Raw genomic sequence first — 14,208 nt, forward strand, 5'->3', positions numbered from 1 at the left:
TCGGACGATGCTGTGAGGAACGGCTCCAGCCCGAATAGCCATGCGAAACAGAATGCGACCCGCGTCAGCGCTCGCACTGGACGCTGCGGCAGGTCTTCATTGGCTTCGTCGAGCGACGCGGCTGGCAGGGGTTGAAGCTGGGCACTGGGTCGCCCAGCTGAGGCTGGCCGAAGGCCGCCCAAAAACAAAAAGGGTTCCGGAATTCGGAACCCTTTTTTCGATACTTTGGTGGGCCGGGTGGGGTTCGAACCCACGATGTCCTTTCGGAGGTGGATTATGAGTCCACTGCCTGCAACCAACACGGCGTCCAGCCCAAGAAAAAAGACCCGGTCGTGAAGGCCGGGCCCGTTTCGTCGATTGGCCGACATACTACACGAAAAAGGAGCCTCCCAACCGCTTCGCTTCGGCGAAACGACCGGGAGGCCCCTTTGATCGCATCATTTGCGGCCAACCGCGGCCGTCGCCGTCAATTCCCTTCGAGGAATGACTTCAGCTTGTCCGAACGGCTCGGATGACGCAGCTTGCGCAGCGCCTTCGCCTCGATCTGGCGAATCCGCTCACGCGTCACGTCGAACTGTTTACCGACTTCTTCGAGCGTGTGATCCGTGCTCATCTCGATACCGAAACGCATGCGCAACACCTTCGCTTCGCGCGGCGTCAGCGAATCGAGCACGTCCTTCACGACGTCGCGCATACTCGCGTGCAACGCCGCATCCGCCGGGGCGACCGTGTTCGTATCTTCGATGAAGTCGCCCAGATGAGAATCGTCGTCGTCACCGATCGGCGTTTCCATCGAGATCGGCTCCTTCGCGATCTTCATGATCTTGCGGATCTTGTCTTCCGGCATTTCCATCTTCTCGGCCAGCGTCGCCGGATCCGGCTCGAGACCGGTTTCCTGCAGGATCTGACGCGAGATGCGGTTCATCTTGTTGATCGTTTCGATCATGTGAACCGGAATCCGGATCGTGCGCGCCTGGTCGGCGATCGAACGCGTAATGGCCTGGCGGATCCACCACGTCGCATACGTGGAGAACTTGTAGCCACGACGGTATTCGAACTTGTCCACCGCCTTCATCAGGCCGATGTTGCCTTCCTGAATCAGGTCGAGGAACTGCAGACCGCGGTTCGTGTACTTCTTCGCGATCGAGATCACGAGACGCAGGTTGGCCTCGGTCATCTCGCGCTTCGCCTGGCGCGCCTTCAGCTCGCCAGCCGCCATCTGACGGTTGGTTTCCTTCAGGTCCTTCAGCGGCAGCACCACGCGCGCCTGCAGATCGAGCAGACGTTGCTGCTGTTCGCGGATCGCCGGAATGTTGCGCGTGAGGATCGCGCTATACGCGTGACCTTCGGCGACGATCTTGCCGGCCCATTCGAGGTCCGTCTCGCTGCCCGGGAAACGCGCGATGAATTCCGCACGCGGCATGCCGCACTTGTCGACGACCGTATGCAGGATCTGACGCTCGACCTGACGCACTTCATCCACCTGCGCGCGCAGCGTGTCGCACAGACGCTCGACGGTACGCGCGGTGAAGCGGATCGTCATCAGCTCGTTCTGGATGGTTTCCTGCGCCTTCAGATACGACTTGGACTTGTAGCCTTCCTTCTCGAACGCGCGACGCATCTTGTCGAACCATTCGCTGATCGACGCGAATCTTTCGAGCGACGCGCGCCGCAGCGCTTCGAGCTGCGCGGCGTTGGCGGTGGCTTGCGCCGCGCCATCGTCTTCTTCCTCGTCCTCTTCGTCCTCTTCCTCGGCTTCCTCGTCTTCATTCTCGATCGCTTCCGCCTCCTGCGCGGAGAAGCCGTCGGCGTCTTCCGCGTCGGCGTCGATCAGACCGTCGACAAGTTCGTCGATGCGCGCTTCGTCGTTGGCGACGCGCTCGGCCATCGCGAGAATGTCGGCGATCGTGGTCGGGCACGCGGAAATGGCCATCACCATGTGCTTCAGGCCATCTTCGATGCGCTTCGCGATTTCGATTTCGCCTTCACGCGTAAGCAGCTCCACCGTGCCCATTTCGCGCATGTACATACGCACGGGATCGGTGGTGCGGCCAAATTCGGAGTCGACGGTGGACAGCGCGACTTCGGCTTCCTCTTCGACTTCGTCGTCTGACGAAGCTGCGGGCGCGTTGTCGTTGAGCAGCAGCGTTTCAGCGTCCGGGGCCTGTTCGTAGACCGCGACGCCCATGTCGTTGAACGTGCTGATGATGCCTTCGATCGCCTCGGTCTCGGTGAAGTTGTCCGGCAGGTGATCGTTGATTTCAGCGTACGTGAGGAAGCCGCGCTCCTTGCCGAGCTTGATCAGGGCGCGCAGCTTGGAGCGACGCTCCTCGAGTTCCTCCACCGTGCCGGGCTGCGACGACGCGAACGCATCCTTCAGCAGCGCTTTTTCCTTTGCACGACGGTCGCGAGCCTTGACCTTCTCCGGCTTGCCCGGTGCGGCGGCAGCGGTTTCTTCGGCCTGGGTTGCATCGTCATCGACGGGTACTTCATTCAGCTTTTTCGTCATGGAGTTCGCCGTACCGGCTGTAGTCTCGATCCCCGGCTGTTGGACAACAGCCGGTTGAACCGTGGATACTGAAGTCACGCGCGCTACCGCATCGTCCTGAACGGCAGCCGCTTCCCTTGCGCTTCTGACACCAGCCCGCTTGGCAGCCGGCGGTGCTACAGCTTTCGCCGCCCGAACCGGTGCGGCCTGCGCGGCCGCAGTGGTCGACGACTTCTTCCCGGCAGCCGGTGCAACGCTGACAGCAGACGGTCTTCTGGCGGTTGCAGTCAGCTTGGCTTCGGTAACTTTTCCGGTGCGCTCTTTAGCGCGTGAGCCCGTTGTCTGATTTCCGCCTGTCGTCTTTGCCATCGCATCGCCTTTCGCCTTTGCTAGGAAAACCCTTGAAAAAACAAACCGCTAGAAACTTTTGATTATACCACCCGAGGTTTCGGCCTCTCCGCTACAACCCGAGTTGACGCTTCATGTCGGCCCGCTTCCGGTTGAGCTCCGAAAACTCGGCAAACTCTTCCGGCGTATGCCGCGACTGTCGCGAAAGCTGTTCGAGACGATCGCAATAAGCGTCGTATCGCATCTTCAAAATCGCGGCTTTCAGCTCCTCGCCGACAATTCGTTCCTGCTCGCGCCGTTCCTCGATGACGGCCGCGTCCTGCGGGTCTTTCAGCAGCAAATCCCGGACGTTTTCATCATAGTCTAGAATTTTGCGAAAGATTTCCTCGAAAGTTGGGGCGTTCGCGCCATTTCGCAAGAGATCGGACAACAACTGGAACGCTGCCGAATCGCCGAGGGCTCGCGCGTGCGTCGTCACTTCCGCGAACAGTTCGCCGTGCCGGGTTACGGTGAGCAGCGCCTCTTCGGCCTCTTCGTCGAGCATCGCGACCGTGCGCGGATACATCACCAGATTGCGCAGCGTCTTTTCCTCGATGCCGGTCACGCTGCGCCGGTCCTTGCGGGCCGGCGCCTTGCGCGCCGCGGCCGCGATCCGCGCGTCGACTTCGCAAAGCGCCGCGACTTCGCTGAACGGCACATCGAGCCGGTCTGCGAACAAATGCATGATCTGCGCGCGCAGCGCATTGGCCGGCAACGCCTGCAGCAGCGGTTTCGCGTCGAACAGCGCGCGGGCCTTGCCTTCGGGCTGATCGAGCTCCTTGCCGGTCAACACCTCGTTGAGCATGAACTGCGACAACGGCATCGCCCGTTCGACCTGCTCGGCGAAAGCCTCAGTGCCGAACTCGCGCACGTAGCTGTCGGGATCATGCTCGCTGGGCAGGAACAGGAAACGGATCGTCCGGTTGTCGGCGGCATGCGGCAGGCACGCATCGAGCGCGCGACGCGCGGCGCGCCGGCCGGCCGCGTCGCCGTCGAAACTGAAGATGACCGTATCGGTCTGGCGCATCAGTTTCTGCACATGAATCGGCGTGCAAGCGGTGCCGAGGGTCGCGACCGCGTTCTGGAAGCCCAATTGGGCCAGCGCGACTACGTCCATATAACCTTCGACGACCAGCACGTAATGTTGCTCTCGAATCGCAAGACGCGCCTCGAACAGCCCGTACAGCTCGCTGCCCTTGTTAAATAGCGGCGTTTCGGGTGAATTCAAATACTTTGGCTCGCCGCCGTCGAGCACGCGGCCACCGAAGCCGATCACCTGCCCTTTGACATTGCGGATCGGGAACATGATCCGCTCGCGAAAGCGGTCGTAGCGGCGGTTCTGACCCTGCGCGTCCGACTTTTCGCTGACGATCACGAGACCCGCGTCGACCAGCGCGTCGTCGCGATAGTTCGGAAACGCCGCCTCGAGGTTTTGCCACCCTTCCGGCGCATAGCCGAGACCGAAGCGCGCGGCGATTTCGCCAGTCAGGCCGCGCTTCTTCAAATATTGGATCGCGCCCGGCGCACCGCGCAGTTGCTTACGGTAGTAGTCGCAGGCGGTCTGCATGAGATCGGACAGCGCGGTTGTGACGGCCTTCGATGCCGCCGGCGCGTAGCCGCTGCCAGCTCCGCCACCGCCGCCGCCATATCCGGAAGAAGGCTCGTTCGGCACGGTGAGACCCACCGATTGCGCGAGCTCGTTGACCGCTTCGGGAAACGACGCACCCACGTGTTCCATCAGGAAACCGATGGCCGTGCCATGCGCACCGCAGCCGAAGCAGTGATAAAACTGTTTAGTCGGACTAACCGTAAACGAGGGGCTCTTCTCGTTGTGAAACGGGCACAGCCCCATGAAGTTCGCGCCGCCCTTTTTCAGCTGCACATACCGGCCGACCACGTCGACGATATCGACGCGGTTGAGCAGGTCCTGCAGGAATGACGGTGGGATCACAGTAAATGACGCTGCCTGGAAAGCTTCAAAATCCAAGCCCGGAGCCCGGGCTCGACACCGCGACCGGGTCGCGCGCCTCGCCTTCAGGAGGCGCGCGACCCGGACAAATCGACAGAGTTACTTAGCGAGCGCGGCCTTGACCTGTGCGGAGACGGCGGTCATGTCGGCGCGGCCGGCCAGCTTCGGCTTCAGCACGCCCATCACCTTGCCCATGTCCTGCGGGCCGGCAGCGCTGGTTTGCGCGACTGCCGCCTGCACCTCAGCAACGATTTCCGCTTCGGACATCTGCTCAGGCATGTACGCGGAAAGAATGGCCAACTCGGCCTTTTCCTTGTCCGCAAGATCCGTACGTCCTGCGGCCTCGAACTGGCTGATCGAATCCTTGCGCTGCTTGATCATCTTGTCGACGACGGAGGTTATGGCGGCGTCGTCGAGCGTGACCCGCTCATCGACTTCACGCTGCTTGATCGCGGCGAGCAGCAGGCGGATCGTCCCGAGACGTTCGGTCTCGCGCGCCCGCATGGCAGCTTTCATATCGTCGTTGATCCGGTCCTTGAGACTCATCACTCACCTGAATTGCGTTGAAAAGTTGAAAAACCGGCCGGTCGACGGCGGCGATACCGCCGCATCAGCACAAAAACCCGCTTGGGACTTCTTCCTCAAGCGGGTTGGGCAATATGCGTAGTGGATGCGACCCTGCCGGTTGGCCCGATGGGCCGGGTTTCCCGTGATGGCACCTGACGTGCCGCCATCGGCTTGGATGCTGCCGCGCCTCGTGCGAAGCGGAGCGCGGCAACGCCAGAATCAGTAGAGCTTCCTTGGCAGCATCTGGCCACGCAGACGCTTGAAATGACGCTTCACTGCCGCCGCTTTCTTGCGCTTGCGTTCGGCTGTGGGTTTCTCGTAAAACTCGCGAGCGCGAAGTTCCGTCAGTAAGCCGTTTTTCTCCATGGTGCGCTTGAAACGGCGCATGGCGACTTCGAACGGCTCATTGTCTTTTACGCGGATGGTCGTCATTTTTCAATAACGGAACTTTGTAAAGGTTCAGGAGTATAGCAGAGCTTTCTCACAAAGCCATTGCGCCGTCAAGCCCCCGGGCATATTCGGCCGCCGCCTCGCCCGCCGCGACACCCGACGCCCACGCCCACTGGAAGTTGTAGCCGCCGAGCCAACCGGTCACGTCGACCGCCTCGCCGATGAAGTAGAGGCCCGGCACCTGCGCGCTCATCATCGTGGTCGATGACAAACCGCGCGTATCGACCCCACCGCGAGTCACTTCGGCCTTGCGATAACCCTCGGTGCCGTTCGGCGTGAGGATCCAGCGCGACAGAGCCTCACCGATGCGGCGCAGCGCCTTGTCCGGCAGATCGGCGACGCGAGCCTCGGCGGCCACCTGGTGAGTGTCGAGCCACACATGCGCGAGCCGCTGCGGCACCCATTCCGATAGCAGATTGGCGATCTGCCGCTTCGTGCCGTTTTTCGCGTCGATGAGCGCAGTCGCGGCGTCGCGCTCCGGCAGCAGATTGATGTGAATCGGCTCGCCGGGCTGCCAGTAGCTCGAGATCTGCAGCACGCCTGGGCCCGACAGGCCGCGGTGCGTGAGCAGCAGATCTTCGGTGAATTCGGCGCCGGTCTTCGTATTGCCAGTCGACAGCTGTACTTCAAGCGACACGCCCGATAGCGCCGCGAACGGCTCCCAGTCGGCCGGAGCGAAGGTCAGCGGAACCAGCGCGGGACGCGTGTCGATCAACTTGTGGCCGAACTGCCTGGCGATCCGGTATGCGAAATCGGTTGCGCCGATCTTCGGGATCGACAGACCGCCCGTCGCGATCACGAGCGCACGGGCGGCGATCGTGCCCGTCGTCGTGCCGAGCAGGAACTGTCCTTCGGCGTCCTGGCGCACCTCTTCGACCGACAGCGGCGTGCGCCATGCAACCCCACCGGCGTCGCACTCGTTCTTCAGCACGTCGATGACCGCGTCGCTCGACTGATCGCAGAACAGCTGGCCCTTGTGCTTCTCATGCCATGTCACGCGATGCTGCTTCAGCAACGCCATGAAATCGCGCGGCGTATAGCGCGCGAGCGCCGAGCGGCAAAAATGCGGATTCGCCGACAGATAATTGGCCGGCCCCGCATACAGATTCGTGAAGTTGCAGCGGCCACCGCCGGAAATACGGATTTTTTCCGCGAGACGCTGCGAGTGGTCGATCAGCGCCACACGCCGGCCGAGTTGACCGGCCACGGCCGCGCACATCATGCCGGCCGCGCCCGCGCCGATCACCGCGATATCGAAGGATTCCATGGGGCCGCATTGTACCTGCCGGGCCCGCGCATCCATGCCCGTGCTCTGCCGGCCGCCTGCGGCTGCCTGTCCGCGCTGGTATACTTTCAGGCTTACCTTCCACTTTCGGACGCGCGTCGCGCGCGGCCGTCTCAAGCGATTCATCATGCTCGTTCTCGGCATCGAAAGCTCCTGCGACGAAACCGGTCTCGCGCTCTACGACACGGAGCGCGGCCTGCTCGCGCACGCGCTGCATTCGCAGATTGCGATGCACCGGGAGTACGGCGGCGTCGTGCCGGAGCTTGCATCGCGCGACCATATCCGCCGCGCGCTGCCGCTGCTCGAAGAGGTGATGGACCGCGCCGGCGTCGCGCGCGGCGACATCGACGCGATCGCTTACACGCAAGGGCCCGGGCTCGCGGGCGCGCTGCTGGTCGGCGCGAGCGTCGCCAATTCGCTGGCGATGGCGTGGAACAAGCCGACCGTCGGCATTCACCATCTCGAAGGGCATCTGCTGTCGCCGCTGCTCGTCGACGAGCCGCCGCCGTTTCCGTTCGTCGCGCTGCTGGTCTCGGGCGGCCACACGCAGTTGATGCGCGTGACCGACGTCGGCGTCTACGAGACGCTCGGCGAGACGCTCGACGACGCCGCCGGCGAAGCCTTCGACAAAACCGCCAAGCTGCTGGGCCTCGGCTATCCGGGCGGCCCCGAAGTCTCGCGCATGGCCGAGTTCGGCACACCCGGGGCAGTCGTGCTGCCGCGCCCGATGCTACATTCCGGCGACCTCGATTTCAGCTTCAGCGGCCTGAAGACCGCCGTGCTCACGCACGCGAACCGGCTGGGCGGCGCGAACATCTGCGAGCAGGCCAAGGCCGACCTCGCGCGCGGTTTCGTCGATGCCGCCGTCGAAGTGCTGGCCGCGAAATCTCTAGCGGCGCTCAAGCGCACGAAGCTGAACCGGCTGGCGGTGGCGGGCGGCGTCGGCGCGAACCGGCAGTTGCGCGAAGCGCTGTCGGCCGCCGCGCAGAAGCGCAATTTCTACGTCCACTACCCGGACCTGTCGCTGTGCACGGACAACGGGGCGATGATCGCGCTGGCCGGCGCGCTGCGTTTGCAACGCTGGCCCGAACAGGCCGGCCACGACTACGCGTTCACCGTGAAGCCGCGTTGGGATCTGACGTCGCTCGCGCACTGAACCGCCGCCCCAAGAGGACAAAAAGCCGCTTTACAACCGGCTTTTTTGCTTCAATGCTTTCGCAACGAACCGGCGTGGAGCGATCAGGAATGTATCAGGCGAGGCGCTTGTCCCGCTCGATCACCGCATACGCGCTGTGATTGTGAATCGACTCGAAGTTCTCCGCTTCGAGCACATACGCGACGATGCGCTCGTCGGCATTCAGACGCTGGGCAACGTCGCGCACGAGGTCTTCGACGAACTTCGGATTTTCATACGCGCGCTCGGTGACGAACTTCTCGTCCGGGCGCTTGAGCAGGCCCCACAGTTCACACGACGCTTCTTCCTCGGCGATACGGATCAACTCTTCGACAGCAACGTCGCCGTTCAGCTCGGCATCGATCGTCACGTGCGAACGCTGATTGTGCGCGCCGTACTGCGAGATCTTCTTCGAGCACGGGCACAGGCTCGTGACCGGCACCAGCACCTTCAGGAATACCCGCGTCGCGCCATGGCGGGTCTCACCGGTCAGCGTGACTTCATAATCGAGCAAGCTCTGCACGCCCGACACCGGCGCGGTCTTGTTCACGAAGTACGGGAACGACACTTCGATGCGGCCCGCCTCGGCCTCGAGTTTTTCAAGCATAGCCGCGAGCATCGTGCGGAACGTGGCCGGTTCGAGCGGCGCTTTGTTCTCTTCGAGCAACGCGACGAAGCGCGACATGTGGGTGCCCTTCTGCTCGGCCGGCAGATGCACGTCGAGATTCCACGTGCCGACCGACGGCTGCGCTTCGCCACCTTGCGTGCGAATCGTCAACGGATGACGCACGCCCCTCACGCCGACCCGCTGGATCGGAATCTGGCGCGTGTCGGGGGTGCTTTGCACGTCGGGCATCACGAAAGCGGGATTCATCTGATTCATTCTTTTGTCCTTTCTGGAAAGCGCCGGGCTGCGCCAAGGTTTCGCTGCATCGGCGACTATCGCGCAGCGAGTGCGAGGCACCATCGGCAATGCGGATCAGCGCGCGCAACGGCGAACGCCGGCTCGCGCCGGCGTTGGGTGACGGCCCACAACACCCGTCGGTTCAAAACTGGAGATTGCCGAAGCCGCCGTCGCATGACGGCGGCATGAGTCGAACCTACGACGGCACAACAGCCGACAGCCGACAGCGCTTTACGCGACGCGCTTCACGGACGACTGACCGCCGACCGCGCCGCTCGCAAGGAAGCGTTCGCGGATCGACCGGGTGATACCCGCGGCGTCGAGACCGCACGCGGCGAGCAGCTTAGCCGGGTCCCCGTGATCGATGAACCGATCGGGGAGGCCCAATTGTAGTACGGGGCGCATAACCCCACTTGCGAGCAGGGCTTCGACGCACGCCGAACCCGCGCCACCCATGATGCAGCCTTCCTCGACGGTGACGATCGCGTCGTGCGTCTCGGCCAGCTCGCGCACGAGTTCGGTGTCGAGCGGCTTCACGAAGCGCATGTTCGCGACGGTGGCGTCGAGTTGCTCGGCGGCCGCGAGCGACGGCGCGACCATCGTGCCGAACGCGAGAATCGCGATGCGCTTGCCGGCCGGCGCCGACGTCTCGCGACGCACTTCGCCCTTGCCGAGCGGCAACGCGGCCATCTGCTTGACCGTTGCGACCCCTGTACCCGCGCCGCGTGGGTAGCGCACAGCGGTCGGATGCGACTGCTGCAACGCGGTGTACAGCATCTGCCGGCACTCGTTTTCGTCCGACGGCGCCATCACGGTCATGTTCGGAATACAACGCATGAACGCGAGGTCGTACGCGCCCGCATGCGTCGCGCCGTCCGCACCAACGAGACCCGCACGATCGATTGCGAACACCACCGGCAGGTTTTGCAGCGCGACGTCGTGAATCAGCTGGTCATACGCGCGTTGCAGAAAGGTCGAATAGATCGCGACGACCGGCTTCATGCCGTCCGCGGCAAGGCCGCCCGCGAACGTCACCGCGTGCTGCTCGGCGATGCCGACGTCGAAGTAACGATCCGGGAAGCGCTTTTCGAACTCGACCATGCCCGAGCCTTCACGCATTGCCGGCGTAATGCCGATCACGCGCGAGTCGAGCTCGGCCGCGTCGCACAGCCACTCGCCGAATACCTGCGTGTAGGTCTTTTTCGACGGCGTCGCGGCCGGTTTGATACCCTCGGCCGGATTGAACTTACCCGGACCGTGGTACAGCACCGGATCAGCCTCGGCCAGCTTGTAGCCCTGTCCTTTCTTCGTGACCACGTGCAGGAACTGCGGCCCGCGCAGTTCCTTGATGTTTTGCAGGGTGGGAATCAGCGAATCGAGATCGTGACCGTCGATCGGTCCGATGTAGTTGAAGCCGAACTCTTCGAACAGCGTCGCCGGCACGATCATGCCCTTCGCGTGCTCCTCGAGCTTGCGCGCGAGATCGAGCACCGGCGGCGCGACGCGCAGCACGCGTTCGACGCCCGCGCGCGCGGCCGCATAGAAGCGCCCCGACATCAGACGCGCGAGATGGCGATTGAGCGCGCCGACCGGCGGCGAGATCGACATGTCGTTGTCGTTGAGGATCACGAGCAGCGGCACGTCGTCTTCGACGCCCGCGTTGTTCATTGCCTCGAAGGCCATGCCCGCCGTCATCGCGCCGTCGCCGATCACGGCAATGCCCATGCGGTTATCGCCTTGCAGCTTGCTCGCGATCGCCATGCCGAGCGCGGCCGAAATCGACGTGCTCGAGTGCGCGGTGCCGAAGGTGTCGTATTCCGATTCGTCGCGCTTCGGGAAGCCCGAGATACCGCCCAACTGACGCAGCGTGTGCATCTGGTCGCGACGACCGGTCAGGATCTTGTGCGGATAGGTCTGATGGCCGACGTCCCAGACGATCCGGTCGTGCGGCGTATCGAAGACGTAATGCAGCGCGATGGTCAACTCGACCGTGCCGAGGTTGGACGAGAGATGGCCGCCCGTCTGCGATACGCTGTCGAGCACGAAGGCGCGCAACTCGCCGGCAAGCGGTTGCAATTGGCGGCGATCGAGGCGGCGCAGGGCTGCCGGGTCGTCGATGGTTTTCAGCAAGTCGTACATCGTCGTTCCATTGTAGGAAAACTTACGCGCCCGCACTTCATACATGCACCCCGGGCATGGAGGGTGCGCGACGGCGGGCTTTCGCGTTCAGCTGACCCGGTTCACCACCAGGTCGGCCAGTTCGGCAAGACGCTGTGCGCGTGCGCCGAACGGCGCGAGCGCTGCGTGCGCGTCGCTGCGCAGTTGCGCCGCGAGCGCGCGCGACGCGTCGAGCCCGATAATCGACACGTAGGTTGGCTTGCCGTCTTTCGCGTCCTTGCCGGCGGTCTTGCCGAGCGTTGCGGAGTCGGTCGTGACGTCGAGAATGTCGTCGACGACCTGAAACGCGAGACCGACCGCGGCGGCGTAGGCGTCGAGCGACGCCAGAACCTGCGTGTCCGGCGTCTCGCCGGCCAGTGCGCCCATGCGCACGGCCGCGCGCAGCAGCGCGCCGGTCTTCATCCGATGCATGGTCTCGAGCTGTGGGCGGGTCAGCGTGTGGCCGACGCTCGCCAGATCGATGGCCTGGCCGCCGCACATGCCGATCGAGCCGCTTGCGTGCGCGAGCTCGCGCACGAGCGACGCCTGCTGCGGCAGGCCCATCACGTCGGACGTGAGCACGACAAATGCTTGCGACTGCAGCGCGTCGCCGACCAGCAGCGCGGTCGCTTCGTCATACTTGACGTGGACCGTCGGCTTGCCGCGGCGCAGCGCGTCGTCGTCCATGCAGGGCATGTCGTCATGCACCAGCGAGTACACGTGGATCATTTCCAGCGCGGCCGCCGCCGCCTCGAGGCATTCGGCGCGCGCGCCGGTCAGCTCGCCGGCCGCGTGGCACAGGAGCGGCCGCACCCGCTTGCCGCCACCGAGCACCGCATAGCGCATCGCCTCGTGCAGCCTGGCGGGTTCGGTCGTCCCGGCCGGCAGATAGTGTTCCAGAGCCGCTTCGACGCGTTCGAGCACCGCGCGCGTCCATTGTTCGAATGTCATAGGTCGTCCCCGCTCTCAGTCGCGGCTGTGCCTGCGCTATTCATGGGCAGCGGCTTGAGTGTCTCGCCGTCCAGCACCCGCACCTGCTGCTCGACCTTTTCGAGCTGCTGTTGACAGAATCCGACAAGTGCCGCGCCGCGACGGTATGCGGCCAACGATTCCTCGAGGCTCAGGCTACCGCCCTCCATGCGCGCGACGAGCTCTTCCAGCTCAGCCTGCGCGGCCTCGTAGTTCTCCGGCAGCGGTGCGCTGTCGCCGCATTCGGCTGGCGCGGCGGCGGAATCTTTCGATGCGGTCTTCGCCATGAATAGTCGCAAAATTAAAACAAGTCGGACATTCTACGGCAAAAGCGACATTTTCGATCCGCCCGCCCGCCTGCGTCCTGCCTTCCGCCTCGTTTCGAGCCTGTCTGATGCCCGCCTTTCCCCGCTTCGACCCTGAAGTTTCTCAGAAAAAAAGCTCGAGGTCTGCGGCGAAAATGCCGAACTTTCCTGACATTTTTAACCCAAATCAGGGACTTAAGTGCCCCTGTCACGGGGAAACGGGTATAATCGCGGGCTCCCTAAATCGAATCTTCGATGGTTGGGTTGTTCACTGCTTTCACGTCTTCATCGGGAGTGGGAATGTCCAATCTGAGCAATGCATTGCAGTTGCGGTCTGTTCACAGCCAGCTGCCAGTCACGGCTTACTTTGACGAAGCGCTTCTTACGCGCGAAATCGACACCCTTTTCAAGAAAGGTCCTCGCTACATCGGCCACGATCTAATGGTGCCCGAAGCGGGGGATTATTTCGCCTTGCCTAGCGAACGCGAGGGGCGGGTACTCGTCCGTAACCAGCAGTCGCAAGTCGAGTTGCTGTCGAATGTGTGCCGCCACCGGCAAGCCATCATGCTCAACGGCCGCGGCCAGACGCAGAACATCGTCTGTCCGCTGCATCGCTGGACGTACGACCTGAAGGGCGACTTGCTCGGCGCCCCCCATTTTGCCGACAACCCGTGCCTGAATCTCGGCGCCACGTCGCTGCAGGACTGGCAGGGGCTGCTGTTCGAGGCGCAGGGTCGCGACGTCGCGAAAGATCTCGCACGCCTCGGCACCAAGCGCCACTTCGATTTCTCGGGCTTCATGTTCGATCACGTCGAAGTCCATGAGTGCAACTACAACTGGAAGACCTTCATCGAGGTCTATCTGGAGGACTATCACGTCGCACCGTTCCATCCGGGCCTCGGCAGCTTCGTCAATTGCGACGATCTGACGTGGGAGTTCGGCGACTGGTACAGCGTGCAGACGGTCGGCGTGCACAAGGCGCTCGAGCAACCGGGCAGCCCGACGTATCGCAAGTGGCACGACGAAGTGCTGCGCTTTCGCGACGGCAATCCGCCCGAGTTCGGCGCGATCTGGATGGTGTACTACCCGGGCATCATGATCGAGTGGTATCCGCACGTGCTGGTCGTGTCGTGGCTGATTCCGCGCGGTCCGCAGAAGACCACCAACGTGGTGGAGTTCTATTACCCCGAGGAAATCGCGCTGTTCGAGCGCGACTTCGTCGAAGCCGAGCGCGCCGCCTATATGGAGACGGCCCGCGAAGACGACGAGATCGCCGAGCGCATGGACGCCGGCCGCCTCGCGCTGATGGAGCGCGGGGAATCACAGGTCGGACCGTATCAGAGCCCGATGGAAGACGGCATGCAGCACTTCCACGAGTTTCTGCGGCGCGAACTCGGCACGATCTGATCCGCGCCACGTGGCGCATCGATCGACTCAAGGAAAGACGGGCTTCGACCCGTCTTTTTTTGTTTAGACTACCGACATAGACCGGCCATTCGCCAACCGCGTGAACGACGCGGCCCGTAGCCGCCATCGCCCGTATCGAGGAGACG

Annotated in this window: 11 protein-coding genes and 1 tRNA gene; 2 read left to right on the forward strand and 10 right to left on the reverse strand. The window is 63.4% G+C overall.

All coding sequences use genetic code 11. From position 1 onward, the window contains the following. Positions 1-226: 226 nt before the first annotated feature. The 6 genes from OKW44_RS11925 to OKW44_RS11950 all read right to left on the reverse strand — a co-directional run bounded on the left by OKW44_RS11925 (position 227) and on the right by OKW44_RS11950 (position 7,128). A tRNA-Ile gene (locus OKW44_RS11925) sits at positions 227-314 on the reverse strand. 152 nt (positions 315-466) lie between these two features. Then, positions 467-2,857 (reverse strand): RNA polymerase sigma factor RpoD, encoded by a 2,391-nt coding sequence (gene rpoD / locus OKW44_RS11930; RefSeq protein ID WP_084754380.1) that lies wholly within the window; start codon positions 2,855-2,857, stop codon positions 467-469. A 91-nt stretch (positions 2,858-2,948) separates the two neighbouring features. After that, positions 2,949-4,826, reverse strand: coding sequence for a DNA primase (gene dnaG / locus OKW44_RS11935; protein WP_018424198.1), 1,878 nt, complete (start codon positions 4,824-4,826; stop codon positions 2,949-2,951). 117 nt (positions 4,827-4,943) lie between these two features. After that, positions 4,944-5,390 carry a GatB/YqeY domain-containing protein gene (locus OKW44_RS11940; protein WP_018424197.1) on the reverse strand — a complete coding sequence of 149 codons (447 nt, stop codon included), beginning with the start codon at positions 5,388-5,390 and terminating at the stop codon, positions 4,944-4,946. Positions 5,391-5,630: 240 nt separating this feature from the next. Then, entirely contained in the window at positions 5,631-5,843 is a 213-nt protein-coding gene (rpsU, locus tag OKW44_RS11945; protein ID WP_018424196.1) for a 30S ribosomal protein S21, read from the reverse strand. Positions 5,844-5,892: 49 nt separating this feature from the next. Further along, the gene (locus tag OKW44_RS11950; RefSeq protein ID WP_018424195.1) at positions 5,893-7,128 is read right to left on the reverse strand and encodes a BaiN/RdsA family NAD(P)/FAD-dependent oxidoreductase; all 1,236 of its coding nucleotides are present in this window, start codon (positions 7,126-7,128) and stop codon (positions 5,893-5,895) included. Between the two features lie 145 nt (positions 7,129-7,273). Here OKW44_RS11950 and tsaD point away from each other — a divergent pair, with 145 nt between their 5' ends. After that, the gene (tsaD, locus tag OKW44_RS11955) at positions 7,274-8,302 is read left to right on the forward strand and encodes a tRNA (adenosine(37)-N6)-threonylcarbamoyltransferase complex transferase subunit TsaD (protein WP_018424194.1); all 1,029 of its coding nucleotides are present in this window, start codon (positions 7,274-7,276) and stop codon (positions 8,300-8,302) included. Positions 8,303-8,396: 94 nt separating this feature from the next. On the opposite strand, the gene folE2 is transcribed toward tsaD, so the two are convergent. The 4 genes from folE2 to OKW44_RS11975 all read right to left on the reverse strand — a co-directional run bounded on the left by folE2 (position 8,397) and on the right by OKW44_RS11975 (position 12,637). After that, complete coding sequence (folE2, locus tag OKW44_RS11960; protein ID WP_018424193.1) at positions 8,397-9,203, reverse strand: GTP cyclohydrolase FolE2; 807 nt, start codon at positions 9,201-9,203, stop codon at positions 8,397-8,399. Between the two features lie 252 nt (positions 9,204-9,455). Then, entirely contained in the window at positions 9,456-11,363 is a 1,908-nt protein-coding gene (gene dxs / locus OKW44_RS11965; protein WP_018424192.1) for a 1-deoxy-D-xylulose-5-phosphate synthase, read from the reverse strand. Positions 11,364-11,450: 87 nt separating this feature from the next. Then, the gene (locus tag OKW44_RS11970; RefSeq protein ID WP_018424191.1) at positions 11,451-12,332 is read right to left on the reverse strand and encodes a polyprenyl synthetase family protein; all 882 of its coding nucleotides are present in this window, start codon (positions 12,330-12,332) and stop codon (positions 11,451-11,453) included. Then, positions 12,329-12,637 (reverse strand): exodeoxyribonuclease VII small subunit, encoded by a 309-nt coding sequence (locus OKW44_RS11975; protein WP_018424190.1) that lies wholly within the window; start codon positions 12,635-12,637, stop codon positions 12,329-12,331. Before OKW44_RS11975 ends, OKW44_RS11970 begins: the two co-directional genes overlap by 4 nt. 318 nt (positions 12,638-12,955) lie before the next feature. On the opposite strand from OKW44_RS11975, the gene OKW44_RS11980 reads away from it, so the two are divergent. Then, positions 12,956-14,062, forward strand: a complete 1,107-nt coding sequence (locus OKW44_RS11980; protein WP_018424189.1) for an aromatic ring-hydroxylating oxygenase subunit alpha — start codon at positions 12,956-12,958, stop codon at positions 14,060-14,062. Positions 14,063-14,208: the final 146 nt, after the last annotated feature.

The sequence above is a fragment of the Paraburkholderia lebeckiae genome (assembly GCF_050436325.1).
Classification (GTDB): domain Bacteria; phylum Pseudomonadota; class Gammaproteobacteria; order Burkholderiales; family Burkholderiaceae; genus Paraburkholderia; species Paraburkholderia tuberum.

Bases quoted from the DNA above. Each gene is read 5' to 3' on its own strand.
- OKW44_RS11970 (WP_018424191.1), bottom strand. From the start codon at position 12,332: ATGACATTCGAACAATGGACGCGCGCGGTGCTCGAACGCGTCGAAGCG.
- tsaD (WP_018424194.1), top strand. From the start codon at position 7,274: ATGCTCGTTCTCGGCATCGAAAGCTCCTGCGACGAAACCGGTCTCGCG.
- OKW44_RS11940 (WP_018424197.1), bottom strand. From the start codon at position 5,390: ATGAGTCTCAAGGACCGGATCAACGACGATATGAAAGCTGCCATGCGG.
- folE2 (WP_018424193.1), bottom strand. From the start codon at position 9,203: ATGAATCAGATGAATCCCGCTTTCGTGATGCCCGACGTGCAAAGCACC.
- dxs (WP_018424192.1), bottom strand. From the start codon at position 11,363: ATGTACGACTTGCTGAAAACCATCGACGACCCGGCAGCCCTGCGCCGC.
- OKW44_RS11975 (WP_018424190.1), bottom strand. From the start codon at position 12,637: ATGGCGAAGACCGCATCGAAAGATTCCGCCGCCGCGCCAGCCGAATGC.
- OKW44_RS11950 (WP_018424195.1), bottom strand. From the start codon at position 7,128: ATGGAATCCTTCGATATCGCGGTGATCGGCGCGGGCGCGGCCGGCATG.
- OKW44_RS11980 (WP_018424189.1), top strand. From the start codon at position 12,956: ATGTCCAATCTGAGCAATGCATTGCAGTTGCGGTCTGTTCACAGCCAG.
- rpoD (WP_084754380.1), bottom strand. From the start codon at position 2,857: ATGGCAAAGACGACAGGCGGAAATCAGACAACGGGCTCACGCGCTAAA.
- rpsU (WP_018424196.1), bottom strand. From the start codon at position 5,843: ATGACGACCATCCGCGTAAAAGACAATGAGCCGTTCGAAGTCGCCATG.